At 52.4% G+C, this 16,155-nt stretch carries 14 protein-coding genes; 8 read left to right on the top strand and 6 right to left on the bottom strand.

What is annotated here, in order from left to right:
* Position 1: 1 nt before the first annotated feature.
* Complete coding sequence (locus AMM48_RS17010; RefSeq protein WP_102785005.1) at positions 2-1,393, top strand: DUF2336 domain-containing protein; 1,392 nt, start codon at positions 2-4, stop codon at positions 1,391-1,393.
* A 53-nt stretch (positions 1,394-1,446) separates the two neighbouring features.
* Here AMM48_RS17010 and AMM48_RS17005 read toward each other — a convergent pair whose 3' ends face one another.
* On the bottom strand, positions 1,447-1,929 hold the full coding sequence (locus AMM48_RS17005) for a GNAT family N-acetyltransferase (RefSeq protein ID WP_102785004.1): 483 nt from the start codon (positions 1,927-1,929) through the stop codon (positions 1,447-1,449).
* A gap of 86 nt (positions 1,930-2,015) precedes the next feature.
* Positions 2,016-2,363, bottom strand: coding sequence for a sulfurtransferase TusA family protein (locus AMM48_RS17000; RefSeq protein ID WP_309471169.1), 348 nt, complete (start codon positions 2,361-2,363; stop codon positions 2,016-2,018).
* A 24-nt stretch (positions 2,364-2,387) separates the two neighbouring features.
* Between AMM48_RS17000 and AMM48_RS16995 the strand changes: the two genes are divergently transcribed.
* From AMM48_RS16995 to AMM48_RS16985, 3 genes are all read left to right on the top strand, one after another.
* The gene (locus AMM48_RS16995) at positions 2,388-3,311 is read left to right on the top strand and encodes a sulfite exporter TauE/SafE family protein (protein ID WP_028791257.1); all 924 of its coding nucleotides are present in this window, start codon (positions 2,388-2,390) and stop codon (positions 3,309-3,311) included.
* Complete coding sequence (locus AMM48_RS16990) at positions 3,311-4,075, top strand: TIGR02186 family protein (RefSeq protein ID WP_244271273.1); 765 nt, start codon at positions 3,311-3,313, stop codon at positions 4,073-4,075. The genes AMM48_RS16995 and AMM48_RS16990 overlap by 1 nt, the downstream gene beginning before the upstream one ends.
* Before the next feature lie 239 nt (positions 4,076-4,314).
* A complete protein-coding gene (locus AMM48_RS16985; RefSeq protein ID WP_022730588.1) occupies positions 4,315-4,818 on the top strand; it encodes a universal stress protein in 504 nt (167 codons plus the stop codon).
* Positions 4,819-4,886: 68 nt separating this feature from the next.
* Here the strand turns inward: AMM48_RS16985 and AMM48_RS16980 are convergent, their stop codons facing one another.
* Both AMM48_RS16980 and AMM48_RS16975 read right to left on the bottom strand, forming a co-directional pair.
* Positions 4,887-7,316 carry a tetratricopeptide repeat protein gene (locus tag AMM48_RS16980; protein ID WP_244271272.1) on the bottom strand — a complete coding sequence of 810 codons (2,430 nt, stop codon included), beginning with the start codon at positions 7,314-7,316 and terminating at the stop codon, positions 4,887-4,889.
* Positions 7,317-7,580: 264 nt separating this feature from the next.
* Complete coding sequence (locus tag AMM48_RS16975; RefSeq protein WP_102785003.1) at positions 7,581-8,663, bottom strand: saccharopine dehydrogenase C-terminal domain-containing protein; 1,083 nt, start codon at positions 8,661-8,663, stop codon at positions 7,581-7,583.
* Positions 8,664-8,839: 176 nt separating this feature from the next.
* On the opposite strand from AMM48_RS16975, the gene AMM48_RS16970 reads away from it, so the two are divergent.
* From AMM48_RS16970 to AMM48_RS16960, 3 genes are all read left to right on the top strand, one after another.
* Positions 8,840-9,277: an Lrp/AsnC family transcriptional regulator gene (locus tag AMM48_RS16970; protein WP_102785002.1), complete on the top strand. Its 438-nt coding sequence runs from the start codon at positions 8,840-8,842 to the stop codon at positions 9,275-9,277.
* A gap of 47 nt (positions 9,278-9,324) precedes the next feature.
* On the top strand, positions 9,325-11,184 hold the full coding sequence (locus AMM48_RS16965; RefSeq protein ID WP_102785001.1) for an adenylate/guanylate cyclase domain-containing protein: 1,860 nt from the start codon (positions 9,325-9,327) through the stop codon (positions 11,182-11,184).
* 156 nt (positions 11,185-11,340) lie between these two features.
* The gene (locus AMM48_RS16960; RefSeq protein ID WP_158246483.1) at positions 11,341-13,233 is read left to right on the top strand and encodes an adenylate/guanylate cyclase domain-containing protein; all 1,893 of its coding nucleotides are present in this window, start codon (positions 11,341-11,343) and stop codon (positions 13,231-13,233) included.
* Positions 13,234-13,300: 67 nt separating this feature from the next.
* Here AMM48_RS16960 and ykgO read toward each other — a convergent pair whose 3' ends face one another.
* Together ykgO and AMM48_RS16950 are read right to left on the bottom strand one after the other, a co-directional pair.
* A complete protein-coding gene (gene ykgO / locus AMM48_RS16955; RefSeq protein WP_007090004.1) occupies positions 13,301-13,426 on the bottom strand; it encodes a type B 50S ribosomal protein L36 in 126 nt (41 codons plus the stop codon).
* Between the two features lie 148 nt (positions 13,427-13,574).
* Positions 13,575-14,606: a phosphoethanolamine methyltransferase gene (locus AMM48_RS16950; protein ID WP_101300135.1), complete on the bottom strand. Its 1,032-nt coding sequence runs from the start codon at positions 14,604-14,606 to the stop codon at positions 13,575-13,577.
* A gap of 184 nt (positions 14,607-14,790) precedes the next feature.
* Here AMM48_RS16950 and AMM48_RS16945 point away from each other — a divergent pair, with 184 nt between their 5' ends.
* A complete protein-coding gene (locus AMM48_RS16945) occupies positions 14,791-16,143 on the top strand; it encodes a DnaJ domain-containing protein (protein WP_102784999.1) in 1,353 nt (450 codons plus the stop codon).
* Positions 16,144-16,155 lie beyond the last annotated feature (12 nt).

Here is a 16,155-nt window from a genome sequence, read left to right as displayed (position 1 = left end):
GATGAAGGGATTTTTGCAGCGGGTATTTACCAAGCGACGCGAAACCCCCATCACCTACGACGAAGCCAAGGAAATGGCGGCAAGTCCCGATGCCGGTGTGCGCGGAACGCTTGCCCAGCGCCATGATACGCGCCCTGAAATCCTGTATTTCCTTGCCAACGACACCGATTCTTCGGTGCGTCGGCATATTGCCGCCAACGAAGCAACGCCGGTACAAGCTGACGTCTTTCTAACCGACGATACAGATGACAGCGTTCGTGGAAGCCTTGCCGAAAAAATCGCCCACCTTTCGGCTGGCTTGACGCCCAACGAAAGCGACAAACTCCGCCGCATGACCTATGAGGCACTTGATAAACTGGCGCGCGATCAGGCCGTCCATGTTCGTCAGGTTATTGCCCAGACACTTAAAGACATCGCCGACGCCCCGCAGCCGATCATTCAGCAGCTTGCGCGTGATGCCGAAAGTGTCGTGTGTGGCCCGGTCTTGCAATATTCGCCGGTTCTAAGCGAAGACGACCTTCTTGAAATCATCGAGGGAAGTTCTGGTCGCGGCGCACTGAGCTTTGTTTCGCGTCGACGCAATGTCGGCGAAAAACTGGCAGATGCCATTGCTGCGAGTAGTGACAAAGACGCGATTTCGCATCTTTTGGGCAACCGTTCGGCACAAATCCGCGAAGAAACCCTTGATCAACTGATTGACCGTGCCCCCGATTATCCAGAATGGCACCAGCCATTGGTCGAGCGCCCGGAACTGCCGCCAACTGCGGCGGGTAAACTTGCCCGGTTTGTTGCAGAAAACCTGATCAGCGTACTTGAACGGCGCAAGGACCTTAAGAAAGACCAGCTTGAGGCCGTGCGCGAAGTCGTCCAGCGCCGAATTGCATCTGGCGAGTTCGAAAAACGCGAATCCCCTGCCGAAGAGCCCAAGAAGAAAGCCCAAAAAGGCGCACCGGCTGAACCGGCCAAAGGCAAAGCCGATGGCAAGGATGCGGCGACGGCAACGGCGGCTGCCGGAGAAGAGGAAGAAGAACCCGCCTACGACAAGGCGGTTGCCATGCATGCCAAAAAGAAGCTCACCGACAACGAAGTCGCCAAAGCTCTTGCCGCCAATGATGTTAAATTCGCCCGTGCGGCCCTTTCCGTGCTTGCCGGTATTCCCCCGGAAGCTGTGACAAAGGTTCTCAATACGCATTCGGCCAAAGGGGTTGTTGCCCTGACTTGGAAAGCCGGGTTACCTGCCGACCTTGCCGTTAAAATTCAGGTCAAACTGGGCCACGTCCCACCAAGTCAGACGCTTAATCCACGCAACGGCAATCAATACCCGCTTAGCGAGGATGACATGAACTGGCAACTGGAATTCTTTACCGGGATGACAACGACCGGCTTGCGCTGATCCCTAACAATCAGCGCATTTCCCAAACCCATATCAATGTATCAGAAAGCAGATTACGCCGGGCGTTCCATACAAATGTGAGGAATGCCGTCTTCCTCGTACACCTCGCCAAACTGAATAAAGCCAAGGTCTTCGTAGAACTTCTTTAGATACAGCTGCGCATTAAGATAGATCGCCTTGCCGGAAAACTTTTGTTCGCAATGGTCAATCGCATGGGTCATCAATTCGCGCCCCATCCCCTTCCCGCGCAAAACTTCACTTGCCACGACACGGCCAATGGCAGGTCGGTCGCCTTGTTCTACATGATCAGGATCAATGCCCGGTCCGACGATGCGAACGGCGGCGAGAACAACCTCACCATCAAGAGCAATGATGTGATCGCACAGCGGATCAAGACCATCAATCTCGGGGAAAATGCATTCCTGTTCGATGATAAAGATTTGCTGGCGCAACTTTAGCAGGCTGTAAACCTGATGCGGGGTCATCTCGTCAAAACGACAGGAAACCCATGTCAGTTTTTGTGGGGCGTCTTGCATGGAAATCGTCTTTCTCAAGGGCATTGTGCATTGTCAGACAGATGTAGAAAAGATGTTCCGCATCGATGGTATTTTGCGATCCCGGATCAGGGCGCAACTTTTTCAATATGATAAATGAAAACGTCATCGGATTTCTCAGACGATCGCAACCGGTTTCCGGTCATCTCACAGAATGCTTTCATATCCGCCACCGACCCCGGATCTGTGGCCATAACCTTAAGCATACCGCCCGCTGGAACATCCCGGAGGGCTTTTTTCGCCTTGAGCACGGGCATCGGGCAAATCAAGCCCCGCGCATCCAAAATTACATCAAAATCATCACTTGAAGATGTCGACATGAAGGACCTTATAAAAAAAGCGGTTTCTGTGTGATAAAGCGCCAATTGGCGATTGTTGCATTTGCACAATATGTTAGACTGAATAATAACAATCAATCAAACGCTGTTAGCCTCCCCAAGATGCAAATCTATCTCCCGATTGCCGAAATATCGGTAAATATATTCCTTATTCTGGGACTGGGCGGCGGGGTAGGCTTTTTGTCTGGCCTGTTTGGCGTCGGCGGCGGATTCTTGATTACGCCGCTTTTGATTTTTTATGGTATCCCCCCGGCAGTATCTGTTGCCACGGCAGCAAACCAGATCGTCGCATCGTCAGTATCGGGTGTTTTCGCCCATTGGCGACGCGGTAATGTTGACCTGAAGATGGGGCTGGTTCTGTTGGTCGGCGGCATCGTCGGATCAACGGTTGGTGTCTGGGTCTTTGCCTGGTTGCGATCACTCGGGCAGATCGATCTTGTGATTTCGCTTTGCTATGTGATCTTCCTTGGCATCATTGGCGGCATGATGCTGTTTGAGGCATCGCGCGCCATTTTTCGCACGCGCCGCAAAGGTGGTGGTATCCGCCGCCGTAAAAAACACCAGCACAGCTATATTCATGGCCTGCCGTTCAAAATGCGGTTTTACCGTTCGGGCCTTTACATCAGTGCGCTTTTACCCCTTGTCATTGGATTCTTTGTCGGCATGCTGACAGCCCTGATGGGGGTTGGCGGCGGCTTTGTCATGGTGCCTGCCATGATTTACCTTCTTGGTATGCCGACCGGTGTCGTGATCGGTACGTCGCTTTTTCAAATCATCTTTGTAACTGCGAACGTCACATTCCTGCAGTCGATCCAGACCCAAACGGTTGATGTCGCCCTTGCGACCCTGCTTTTGATTGGTGGGGTGATTGGCGCACAGTTTGGCGCGCGGTTCGGATCGCGCCTGAAGGCAGAACACCTTCGTGCACTCCTTGGTTTGCTTGTCCTGTCGGTCTGTCTCAAACTGTTGTTTGATTTGGTGATCGAACCAAGCGAGCTTTATTCGATCATGCCGGGAAACCTGTGATGTCATTTTCCCCGCACATGTTTCGCATCGCATTCATGGCTGCTGTTACCGTCATCGCAGCGACCTTGCCGCTTAAGAACAGCCGTGCCGATGCGCTGGTGGTGGATTTGTCAAACCACCTTGTTGCCATCACAACCGGCTTTACCGGCACCGATGTTCTGCTGTTTGGTGCGGTTCAGAACGAAGGCGACATTATCGTCACTGTGCGCGGCCCCGATCAGGATATGGTCGTGCGGCGCAAGGAACGCACTGTCGGAATATGGGTGAACCGCGAAAGTGCAACCTTCAAAAACGTTCCGACATATTACGCCAGTGCATCAAACCGGCCGATGGACATTATCGCCAACGATAATGTGCTCAGAGATTATCGTATTGGCCTGGAACATCAGCGTTTTATCGCAGCCACCGACATCACGGAAGTCGACCAGAAGGCCTATCGTGACGCGCTGGTGCGCAACATGCAAAACGTTGGCTTGTTTAACCAGCGCCCGGCAAAAATCAGCTTTTTGTCAAACCAGCTGTTCCGGACCGACATCCATTTCCCGGCCAACACACCGACCGGCACCTACATGATCAATGTCTATTTGATCCGAGACGGACGCATTGCCAGTGTCAAAACAACCCCGCTGGTGGTTTCCAAAACCGGGGTTAGCGCAGAAGTCTATGACTTTGCCCACCGTTACTCGGCACTTTACGGCATCATTGCCGTGATCATTGCCGTGATTTCTGGCTGGGTCGCAAGCGTCGTCTTCCGCAAGGGATAATTTCCCAAACCGTCGCCTGACAAGGCTAACGTCCCTTATTGCCTGCTTTCAAAATATCTGACTGTGCGCTCGCAGCAATTATCTCGCACTTGCGCAATAGATAATTCTTTACCCGACGAGCTAAAAAACAGCTTGGAAACAGGCCTCGAATTACGGCACACTTTATGGAACTGGCCAATGACGCTGTCCCACACTCAGTGCCATGATTGCCGATCAGGTAAACTAATCAGGGCTTACATATGACTTCACACGATGCAGATGCGGAACTGCGCACATCAACAAACCGAACGTTTCTTGTTGTGGTTGATGACAGTGACGAGATGACCAAGGCACTTCGTTATGCCTGCCGCCGTGCGCAACATACAGGCGGTCGCGTTGCGTTATTGAGTGTTATTGAACCTGCAGAATTTCAGCACTGGGTCGCTGTTGGCGACCTGATGAAGGAAGAAGCCCGCGAGGAGGCAGAAGCTCGTGTCAATGAACTTGCCGCCTATGTCCATGAACAAACCGGCGCCATGCCGCTTCTGTTTATTCGCGAAGGCCGCCTGAAGGACGAATTGCTGACGTTGCTTGAAGAAGAAGAACAGATTTCCATTCTTGTTCTCGCAGCTGGCACCAATTCCGAGGGCCCCGGCCCGCTTATCACCGACCTGACCAAAAGCGACACGGTTGGTCAGTTGCGGTTGCCATTAACCATCGTCCCCGCCGCTCTGTCAGAAGCAGATATCGACGCATTAAGCTGACGCAAGCTTTTGCTGAAAACCTTGATGAAACATCAAATCAACCGGCCACCTATCCTCATACATCGGGATTAGGCATAGGCCGGTTGAATGGTTTTCTCAAGAAACTGCATGTAAGCATCAAAGGATGATTTTTGCCCAAACAGGATGTGGGATCGGCTCCGGATAGCTTGTGAGACGACCGAACGGCGACGTTTATCCGTCGCCAGCGTAAGGGCGGTATCAACGTAATCGGCAGAATGATAGGCCACACAATCAAACACTGAAATCTGACGATAACAGGTATGACTGCGCCGTGACCGGGCTGCACTACCGGGCAGGGTCACCAGTGGCACGCCAAGCCCAAGGCAATCAAACGCCAGCATCGCATCATTCCATGCCGGACTTTCAAGCACCACATCAACCGCACATAAAAGCGACAACATATCGGACCGATTGCGCACCGAAACAAACCGCATGCGTCCCGCAACGTCGGCATAATTAACAGCAAACCGTCGCCCCCATGCCGCGTCCCAGCTATCGCGTTCCGGTGCGATTAAAATAAGTTCAGCCGTTTCATCAAGTCGCAGGATTTCGGCAATCAACGGATCAAATTCGGCGGTCAAAACATCCAATGGCTGCGGACACAAATAGGTATTTCTATCTTGCGCCAGGCGCCAATGCCGCTGCAGATCGGTCGTTGTCAGACCAAGGTCATCTGGCCGTGTGGCATTGACAAACAATCCGGGTAACCGAATCAATTTTTCGCTAAACCGTTTTTCGCCGCCTGCGGTTTCCCAGTCTTCGGCTATCAAATGATAATCGATATTGGAAAGACCACTGGTTGCGGCAATACCGCCACCGGAAATCTGCATCGGGGCCAAACGCCAGCTTGCCAGCAGCATTGTATAGGCATCGGCCTGCGGATCGACATAATGCAACACATCAAGATCAAGTCCGGCAATCACGCGCGCGGAATGCAATGGATCAAGTGGCAATGGCACGACAAGATCGGCATGTTCGTCAATACGCGCAGTAATATCGTCTTCACCAGTTGGCGGACGGATCACGGTAACGTCAAACCGATCCCGGTCAATCGCATCCACAAGCCCGACAATCCAGCGTCCGATACCATTTTCGCACATATTGGCGGAAACGACCCCGATGCGGATTTTACCGCCGTTATGGACCTTGTCCTTGCTGACTTCGGGCACGTCGTATCCCGACACCAGCTGCTCCCAGTAATGACCAACCGCGCGCAGTTGCTTGTCACCTTCAGGACGAAGGGCAGCACGCCAAACTGGCGGAAAGCGTGTCAGAATAGTAGGATCAATGCGGTCTGCACCGACGTACTCCAGCCCCGGTTCAAGCGAGTCTTCATCCATCGTGTCGTCAAGCAGCTCACGAACGACTTCGTCATTCTGTGCCGCAATGTTGGTCGGCACGGGCGCAAACAGCAACCGGCGGGCCGTCCTAAACAGGGCGGCGTTTTCGCCTGCTGCGATCTTGCGATCAATGCCGTTTTGCAAGACCGATTGCGCCGATGCAGTATCACCTTCTTCGGCCAATTCGACAGCAAGGCGAAATACAGCGTCATCGCCGCCACCAACACCGATTGCCGCGCCAAACCGTTCAACGGCTTCGCTATGACGGCCCACAATGCTGAGCGCCTCACCCATCATCAGTAAAAGTTGAGGGTCTTCGGGGTTGGCCTGTAAAAGTGGTTCAAGCGCGCCAATGGCTTCTGTTCCCTGCCCTACCCGCAAATTGAGCAATGCCAAAGTCCGGCGGGCGGGCGCATCGGTGGGATCAAGCGCAAGAACCTGACGCAAACAATGCTGCGCCCCGGCAAACTGTCCCAAACGGAAAAGTGCGTCACCATAGGCCGTTAAGGCCCGTTGATGACCGGGCTCAAGATCAAGCGCGCGGCGCAACGGCTCGCTGGCAGAAACCGTTCGTCCCTGATCAAGCCTGATTTGGCCAATCAGAACGAGTGCATTGACGATATCATCGCGCATTTTAAGCGCAGTTAAACAGGACGTTTCAGCCCCGGCAACATCGCCCAACGCATAAAGGCAGGCGGCATAGTTGGCGTGAATTTCTGCAACGTCAGGGGCCAATTCCAACGCATGTTGGTAATTTTCCCGTGCTGCGTCGAGTTCACCAAGCTGGCGATAGGTATTGGCGATATTGCAATAAAGTGCTGGTGCATCCGGACACAGCCGTATGGCGCGTTTAAACGCACCAATTGCATCACGCAATTTACCAACGGCTTTTAAGGCTTGTGCGTGATCATGCTGGATTTCGGCACTGTTGGCGTCGGCGATGGCCGCACGCCCCATTCGTTCGGCAGCAACGGCCTGATTTCCCTGACGCATGGCGACAAGACCGGCAAGATGCATTGCTTCTGCTGCCTGTGGAAATGCGCGTGTCATCTTGCGACAGGCTTGTTCAGCCTCCGCAAGCTGGCCTGCTTCATACAGGTCCATCGCAGACCGGAATATGTTGCCGAAATCAGACAAGAGATGCCTTCGCCGTTAGAGTATCAATTTATCCCGTCACCATACGGGCCAAGCGTTAACAAACCACGTCTTTGCCATAAATTCTTGCTCGTGGCCATGCCCAACGGTTGCATTGATGCAATACCATCCTGCGCCACGGTGAATTTCATCTTTCAATCTCTCAGAAATTCACCGTAATCCTCGAAAAAACCAGAAAAAATCCTCCGAACTTCCATTCAGAGGATTTTATGGACATCGATAAAGCAATGCCGGAAAGGTTAACGCCTATCCGTCGTGACTGAAATACCGGCCAAACCGGTTGGCGAGAAAATCATCAAGACCAACTTCTTCCTGACGAACATAGCCAGCCCCCGGGAGCTGTTGGGTCAAAACCATATCGATCAGCGCGCATAACCCGGCAGAGGTCGTAATCTGGATCGCTGACCACTTTTGACCACCAATTTCAGTACCATGCACTTTGCGGATGAAGTTTTCTTCGCACAGGTCCCCATTTCTCATACCAACCACATCGGCAAAGATGACAATCACATCCTGCTGGGTAATCGGAAGGGCGTTTTCAAAAATTTCTTTCATCATATCGGGACGTTCGCCCAAACGTAGATCTTCGATCAGAATTTTCAGGATTTCCTGATGCCCCGGGTAACGCACTGTTTTGTAATCAAGATTGGCGACCTTACCTTGAAGCATGTCGCACAATGCCCCAACCCCACCCGACGTATTGAAGGCTTCGTATTCTGTGCCATCAATTGTGAAGCGTTCATATCCTTCAAGCGGAAGCACCTCGACACGTTTGCCATTGAGGATGGCCTCACACGGGTTGAGGTACTCGTTGATCAGCCCGTCAGTTGACCAGGTCAGGTTATATTTCAAACGGTTGGTCGGATTTTGCGGTAACGCCCCAACCCGAAGACGCAGTTTCTGCACGCTATCAAACCGCTTAAACAGGTCATGGGCAGCAATTGAAATAAATCCCGGTGCAAGACCACATTGCGGCACAAACGCGCTGCTTGCCCCCTCGGCGATTTCACGGATGGCACGGGTGGTTTCAACATCCTCGGTCACATCAAAATAGGATGCCCCGACTGCGCCCGCCACACGGGCAATCGCCACGTTCAGATAAAACGGACAGGTCGACAAGATGGCATCATGCCCAAGGGCAACCTCGGTCAGGGCGGCTTCATCTGTAACATCAACCTTTACAAGCGTTGCTGCATTATCCTGCGCGCAGAATTCCAGCATGTCGCCATTGGCATCGGCTAGTGTCACCGCATAATCGCCACTTTCATTGAGCATGACGGCGGCAATACGCCCGATTTTACCAGCCCCAAGGATTAAAATCTTTTTCATTTTCGTTCACTCCCAGATCAACACACAATAAACAAACAGCCATGTTTCCGATGCCGTGCTTGTCCTGATAACGTTTTGTTTATGACCCTTTTATCGTCCGCTGCTGGACTGACGCTTACAACCCGGCGATACTGTCAAAATCATTGAATATACCGTCATTTTTATGGGCATACCCGATGAAACGCCGACTTGATGAAACCGACCGTCGCCTGATTGCCAGGTTACAGGAAAATGCACGTATTCCGATTGCCGCCCTTGCGCGCGACGTTGGATTATCGCGCAGTGCTGTTCAGGAACGTCTTGAACGGCTTGAAAAGTCACAGACAATTATGGGCTATACCGTTCAACTTGGTGATCAGGCACGCCCGGTTCTTCTGGCCGAAGTCATGATCCAGCTTGAACAAAAGCAATCTGCGGGTGTTGTTGGCGCACTACAGAAAATCCCCCACTGCATTCGCTGTCTTGCGATTGCCGGGGAGTTCGATCTAATCGCGGAAATTGCGGCAGATACATCCGAGGAACTAGATACCGTACTTGACCGGATTGGTGGGCTTGCGGGAATAAAACGCACGTCGAGTTCGATCATCCTTTCAACTAAATTCGATCGCCGCTAAACTGCCTCTCAAGGTTGGGGAACCTTCTTTTCAGGAAGAAACACCGAGTGACGTCAAAACGTAGATATTCCGTCCTTTCTGTCCTTCTTGCCGGTTTTTCCGCCACCAGCATTCTGGGCGTCGGCTTGGCCCTTTATGTCGGGCTTGGAGCGGCCTATGAGAACACCCGCAATCTTTGGGTGATGCTTGCAGATGTCGATCTGACATCAGTTCAACGCACCATGCAGGAACGCATGGATGAGGTTGACAAAAGATCAAACTGGGTCGCCGAGCAAGTTGCCGACGGTGCGCTTGACCCCAGCTTCCAATACGGCTGGAACAATGCAATGCGCGCGCTTGCCGCGGCAAATATGGATGTCATGGCCTATGGCATTGTCACCGGTGAACGGCAGTTTATCGGCTACAACCCCGATGATATGAGCGTCATCCACCGCACCCTTCCAATGGACGATATGCTATTTTCCGAATTGGCCCAGATACGCGGACCAGCGACCAGTAGAACCGGCTTTCCCCGCTGGGACCCATATTTCGACAAAACCGTGTTAACCAGCTGGGTCCCGTTATTTAATGACGGGCATTACCTTGGAACCTTCATACAATATCTATCGCTCTCGAACCTGTCCGATAGCCTGATTAGAGGGCGCGAAGACTTACCCGGAACACCTTTTATCCTGATTGGCGGCAATCGGGTGATGGCACATCCGGGTTTGCGTGACTGGGGCACAAACACCGCAACCAAACTCATCGATGATGCGAACATTGCGCGCAGCCCGATCCCCCTTCCAACCATAAATGACATCAGTGATCCGGTTCTGGCCAATATCGGCAAATCCGAAAGGATCAAAACCGAACGCGATGACGACGGGGAAAAAGGAAAAGGCATTCAGCTTTCCGGTCTTGAACTTGATGGCAAGTACAACCTGATCGTTACACGACAGGTCGAAAACGCTGCCATTTCACCCATCATCATCGGCATGCATTTCGACGAGGAACTGTTTAACGATGAATGGGAACGGCTCGTATTGGCATCCATTCTGGGAGGTGGTGTTCTAGTGCTTGCCATCCTCGTCGCGATTGTGATGTCACGCCAGTTCACAAAACCCATCCGAAAGTTCGCGGCCGCGGCACGTGCGTTCGAAGACGAAGCAATCGCGTCTGCCGATGTACCTCAACTTGAAGGTAGCCGAATTCGCGAATATGACGATGCCGCCCGATCCTTCAATCACATGATGATTGCGGTTCATGACCGCGAACGTATCACAAGTCTGTTTGGTAAGTTCGTCCCGCAATCCATTGCCAAAAAACTTTTGGCATCAGGGACAGATTCCGGGGCACTACCCCCACAACAAACAGAAGCAACGGTCCTGTTTATCGACATCGCCGGGTTTACATCGATGTGCGAGACTCTCGACCCAAATCAGATCATTTCGATGCTCAACGCCTATTTTGATTGTGCGACAAGCATTATCGAATCGCATGGCGGCATCATCACCCAGTTTCAGGGCGATGCTATCCTTGCGGTTTATAATGTGTTCGATGACCTGGAAAATCACGCTGATGCCGCCCTCGACAGCGCAATTGCCCTACAAAAAGAAGTCCATAGCAGAACATTTGAAGGATTGTCGATCCGTTGCCGATGCGGGGTAAATACCGGTAACATGGTGGCCGGGAACGTCGGTGCGAAGGCACGGCTGTCGTTTACGGTTCACGGCGATGCGGTCAACACGGCGTCGCGTCTGGAACAAGAGAACAAGGTGCTTCATACTGATGTTTTGATATCAGAAAGTACGCGTATCCTACTTTCCAACCCAGACAGAGTGATCAAGGCAGGTGAAGTTCTGCTGCGGGGGCGCCATAGCATGACCGAGCTTTATACAGTGCCGTCGGACTTGCTCGGCCTATCATAACGTCAAAACACACTGAACAGTGCATACCTACCCAGAGTTGACTGCCCTCTTTCCATGCTCATCAAAAGTACATAAGCTGATGAATTGAATGGTAAGATAAGCATGTTCAAAATGGACAGGCATCATCGCATTTCCATTAAACTTGGGGGAAACAGTTTGGCAAAACGTCACGGACGCTTTTCCATTTTTGGCGTTTTGCTGGGGGGCTTGTTGCTTTGCAGTGTAGTTGGTGTTGGTCTGTCGCTTTATGTTGGTCTACAGACCGCGGTTGAAAATACCCGCGATCTTTGGATCAGCATGACCAGTGCAGACCTTGCCGAGGCGGAACGCACTGTCGAAAAACGCCTGATCCGACTTGCCGATCGCAATAACTGGGTCGCAACACAAACTGCCGAGGGTCTTGTCAATCCGCGCAACCCGTCTTTCTGGACCGATAATATCCCGTCATTGATTGCCGGTGAAACCGATATCGCCGCCATCGGAATGACAACACCGGATGGTGAATTTCTTGGCTATGATCCAAAGACACATAAGTTTTTAAAAACCAAGGCCGATCTGTTCGACAGACAGATTGCAGAACTTTTCCCCGAGACTGGTCCAGCCAAGAGCCAAACGCTTTTCCCTTACTGGCAAAGCGCACTTCGTCAGGTCGTGATTGGTGAAGCCATCCCGCTTTTTCAGAACGGCGAATATCTTGGTGTCCTGATCCAGTACCTGACCCTGCCCGGCTTGTCGCGTGACCTTCCAATGCAGGAGCAAGGCGATGGACGGACAGCCTTCATCATGGTTGAAAATCACATCATCGCCCATCCAAGCCTTTCAAACTGGCAACGGGTCAATATGCGCGCCGAGGATTCAGCCTTTGTCCCCGAGACGCTTGAAGAAGCGACAAGCGTCCTTCCGCAACTTGATCAAATCGGCGATCCGATCCTTTCCCAGCGTGCCAGATGGAAACCGCTTGACCTTGGTGACGGCCTTAAACTCGCTTTGGATCAACGCCTTGATGTATCGCAGGTAATCATCAATTCGACTTACAACATTATCGTCACCCGCAAAGCATCACAGTCGTCTGCGACGCCGATCACCTTTGGAATGCATTTTGCGCCGTCTGTCTTCGCAGCAGAAGGTCGTCGCCTTGATATTCTGCTGTGGATCGGCGTTGTTGTGTTCATTGGTGCCCTAATCGGCGCGGCTGTGATTGCCCACTATTTCTCGCGCCCTCTTAAGCGGTTTTCCGCCGCCACCCGCCAGCTTGAAGAAGGCAATCTAACATCCCTGCCCCACCTTCCAGAAAGCTACATCACAGAATTTAACGATGCAGCGACGTCCTTTAACCAAATGGTCGTCACACTACATGACCGCGAACGGATCGGACGCCTGTTTGGTAAGTTCCTGCCCCCGGCAATTGCCGAGCAACTTTTGGCATCACAAAGCGATGTCGGAACAATCCCACCGCATAAGTGCATTGCGACAACGCTTTTTGTTGATTTGCAGGGCTTCACCAGCATGAGTGAGAAAGCAGACCCGCAGCATGTTGTTGATATTCTGAATGCCTACTTCACGGATGCTACGGCAGTGATCGAAGCCAACAAAGGGATTATCACCCAATATCAGGGCGACGCGATCCTTGCGGTGTTTAACGCGGTTGGCGAACTGCCCAACCATGCCGATGCCGCTGTTGAAACGGCCATTTCCCTGCAAAAGATGGTTCATGCCAAACAGTTCAAGGAAACAACTTTACGGTGCCGCTGCGGGGTAAATACCGGTGAACTGGTTGCCGCCAGCGTTGGCGCGCCGGGCAGGCTTTCCTTTACCGTCAATGGCGATGCCGTAAACAGTGCCGCCCGCCTTGAAGCGATGAACAAGGAACTGGGAACGAAAATACTGATCGGAGAGAGCACATATAGCAGGCTCAGCAATCCGTCACAGGCCATACCAGCCAAGGAAGTTCTTCTGCGTGGCCGAAGCGAAACAACAGCCGTCTATAAAGTTTTGATTGACGGCATCGATGACGCAGCGAAAGACAGCACATCCCCCGAAAGCAGATAAAACAAAACGCCGCATTGGAAAACCAATGCGGCGTTTTGTAAAACCTTTGCGGTCAAGATGCCGGGAATTAACCCTGACGCGCCTTGAAACGCGGGTTCTTTTTATTGATCACGTATACGCGGCCACGGCGGCGCACGATACGGCAGCCCTTTTCCCGCAGCTTAGCGGATTTCAATGAGTTCCGGATCTTCATAATCTTAAACCTTAGAAACTTGGCCCCTTCGAGGAAGCCGGAAAATAGAAGTAGGACTCGCCCCTGTCAACACCTAAAACAGGTTGCGGCGACAGAAATCGGGACAAATCCCTATAAAAGCGCCAGCAGCAATCTAAAACCTTACCGATCACCTGATCGTTGCGTAGAACCGATAAAAGGCTAGCGACCCATTTTCAAGCATTTTTACGCGATTCATCCACATTTCCATCTCAGAAACCATATAATCCATCACATCGGGGTCTAAACCGCTCTTTTGGATGTCCGACAACAAGGTCATCCACGCCATTTTTATATGAGCCAGATGCGTTTCCGACTCATCTTTGGCAATACGGATGTCAAATTTAAGTGCGCCTAATTTTTCTTTGTATTCCTGTGCCGTCCATGGAAACAGCTCCTCGCCTTCCAACTTGGCCCATTTTCCGAGCTCTGCCTCATCGAGATCACGGGTCAGCACGTAATCGGTCAGCAATATCTGTCCGTGGTCACGCAAGGTATCCGCAATCGCAGGAAGAAAGGCGTCCTTTTCCGGGATTTTGAACAACTCCCCATAGGAATAGACAACGTTGAAATACGCTTTGCGCAATTCCGGGGCGCGCGGATCAAACACCTGAACGGGAACTTTTTTCTGAACCCCCGACTGAACTGAACGTTCCATACCAAGCAGCGCCAATTCACCGTCCTGCTCATACGCCGTGACCCAAACCCCCAGCCGATCTGCCAGAATACGTGCCACCCCGCCAAGCTTCGCCCCAATTTCCAGACAACTTAACGTCTCATCAAGTGCCAGCGGCTTGGCCAGCTCGAGTGCATATTCATGCCCTCCCGGGATCATGATCCCGTGATCGAACAATTTGTCATACAGCCTGATGCGCTCAGGCGGCCAGCGCCCGATTTCGTCATCAAGGTCAAGTTCGCCCAGTTCCGGCTCGACAGGACGGGCAAGGAATACCCGCATTTTGCGCAGCCAATCGGCATAGGCATCTATTTCAAGCTGAAGCAGATAGTATTCAACCGGATCATCGTACCCTTCCCACTTTGCCCGCATGCGGATACCAAAGCTAAGGTGATGACCCGGTGGCATCTGGAATTCGGACGCGTTGTCGTCTTCGGACAAATCGTCGTCATCATCGACATTGCGTTGCCAAAACTTCAGCTTCAATGTTGCTACCTGCTTGTTCCGGACGTGTTTAAACTTGATTCTTGCAAAATATGGCAATTCGTCAAAAGTGACAACGTGTTAAGATTTCAATCATATGATTGTGGCGTAAAAGCCATTGTCAAAATGGCCATCAAATAACTTCCCCATGCCGGGAACCCATGCAGGACAGGAATTTTCTTTCACCATGAATCAGGATCGCCTGAGCATATATTACCGCATGCTGAACATTGCGCCTGGTGCCAGTGCGAAGGAAATCAAGCTTGCCTATCGCAAACTGGCGTTTGAATTCCATCCTGATCGCAACACTGACGCGGATTCGGAAGAAAAATTCAAAGACATTACCGAGGCCTATGAAATCCTGACCGGTGAACGCAAGGCTCCCGCGCAGGCCAGTAGTCCTAAAAACGGCTCCGCAGGAGCTCAAACCAAATCATCGACTTCCTCGGCTTATGGCCCTGATGCCGCAGGTGCACGCAATGCCAACAAAACCCGTCAAGGTTTTGCCGGATCCGGCCGCAAAGAACAACAGGCCAACCCCGGCAAGGATGACAAGGTCGCCCGTGCCAATCAGGCCTACCGCGAACAGCAGGCCAAAGCCAGCGCGCGCAAAAGCAACATTCACCCCGGCGCACGCCGCCACAAAGGCAAAAGACCCGACAGCAACGCCGCGGGATTTATCCAGTGCGCGGTCACCGGCGTCGTATCGGCACAGCCGCGTCTCGTCGAATTCAAAATCGTGCGTGGCTTTTTCAATTCTGTCCGCACAGAAGTCGTCTCAGCCTACCTTGCCCCCAAAGGGGCTCGGCGGATGGCGCTCAAAGCAAGTTTTAAGACATGGCTGCGGGGGTTCTGGGGCTGGCGCAGTTTCATCCCGGCATGGCGTGCGATCCTTGGCAACATGCGCGGCGGCACGTTCCCGGCCGAAGGCAATGCAAAACTTCTTTTCACCCAAGCCACCGCCTTTGAAAAATCCGGCAACCGACCACTGGCGCGCGCGGTCTTGCTTCAGGCACGTGATTTCATCGGTACAAACCGCTCGGCCCTTGCCGAACAAATTCGCACCAGCATCCGCCGCCTCGAAGATGGTCAACCCGCCAGACGGGTGCGTGATGAATGGCAACGGGTGGGCATGATGGTTGCCCTGCTCCATCTCAGTCCGGTTTTCGTCGTGATATTTGCCCTGCTGATCGCCTTTGGCCCTGGCCAAGGGTTCCTGACCCGTGATCTTCCTGCCATGGTCGCTGAAAAAGGCAGTCAAATCACCCGCCAAGTCGAACAGATGATCGGCGAAGACCGCGATCCATATTATGTCGACCGTGATTTACTCAACATGCGCAACGGTGCGGGCGTGACCAACACGATCATTCGACGGCTGGCGCGGTTTGAAACGGTTTATATTTCCGGTGACAGCAAAGGCATCTGGGTTGAGATCGACACATCCATCGGTGAAACCGGCTTTGTCAATCTTGATGCACTTGTCCCGGGTAATGGCGCAGATGCGCGCGATACATGGTGCAGCAAAAACAGCTGCGACTGACCACCAAAGGCA

This window comes from Thalassospira sp. GB04J01, from assembly GCF_000751115.1.
Classification (GTDB): domain Bacteria; phylum Pseudomonadota; class Alphaproteobacteria; order Rhodospirillales; family Thalassospiraceae; genus Thalassospira; species Thalassospira lucentensis.
This window is presented reverse-complemented; position numbering and strand designations above follow the sequence as displayed.

Coding starts and splice junctions, on each gene's coding strand:
- AMM48_RS16990 (WP_244271273.1), top strand. CDS start 3,311: ATGTCATTTTCCCCGCACATGTTTCGCATCGCATTCATGGCTGCTGTT.
- AMM48_RS16975 (WP_102785003.1), bottom strand. CDS start 8,663: ATGAAAAAGATTTTAATCCTTGGGGCTGGTAAAATCGGGCGTATTGCC.
- AMM48_RS17005 (WP_102785004.1), bottom strand. CDS start 1,929: ATGCAAGACGCCCCACAAAAACTGACATGGGTTTCCTGTCGTTTTGAC.
- AMM48_RS16945 (WP_102784999.1), top strand. CDS start 14,791: ATGAATCAGGATCGCCTGAGCATATATTACCGCATGCTGAACATTGCG.
- AMM48_RS16970 (WP_102785002.1), top strand. CDS start 8,840: ATGAAACGCCGACTTGATGAAACCGACCGTCGCCTGATTGCCAGGTTA.
- AMM48_RS16985 (WP_022730588.1), top strand. CDS start 4,315: ATGACTTCACACGATGCAGATGCGGAACTGCGCACATCAACAAACCGA.
- AMM48_RS17010 (WP_102785005.1), top strand. CDS start 2: ATGAAGGGATTTTTGCAGCGGGTATTTACCAAGCGACGCGAAACCCCC.
- AMM48_RS16995 (WP_028791257.1), top strand. CDS start 2,388: ATGCAAATCTATCTCCCGATTGCCGAAATATCGGTAAATATATTCCTT.
- ykgO (WP_007090004.1), bottom strand. CDS start 13,426: ATGAAGATCCGGAACTCATTGAAATCCGCTAAGCTGCGGGAAAAGGGC.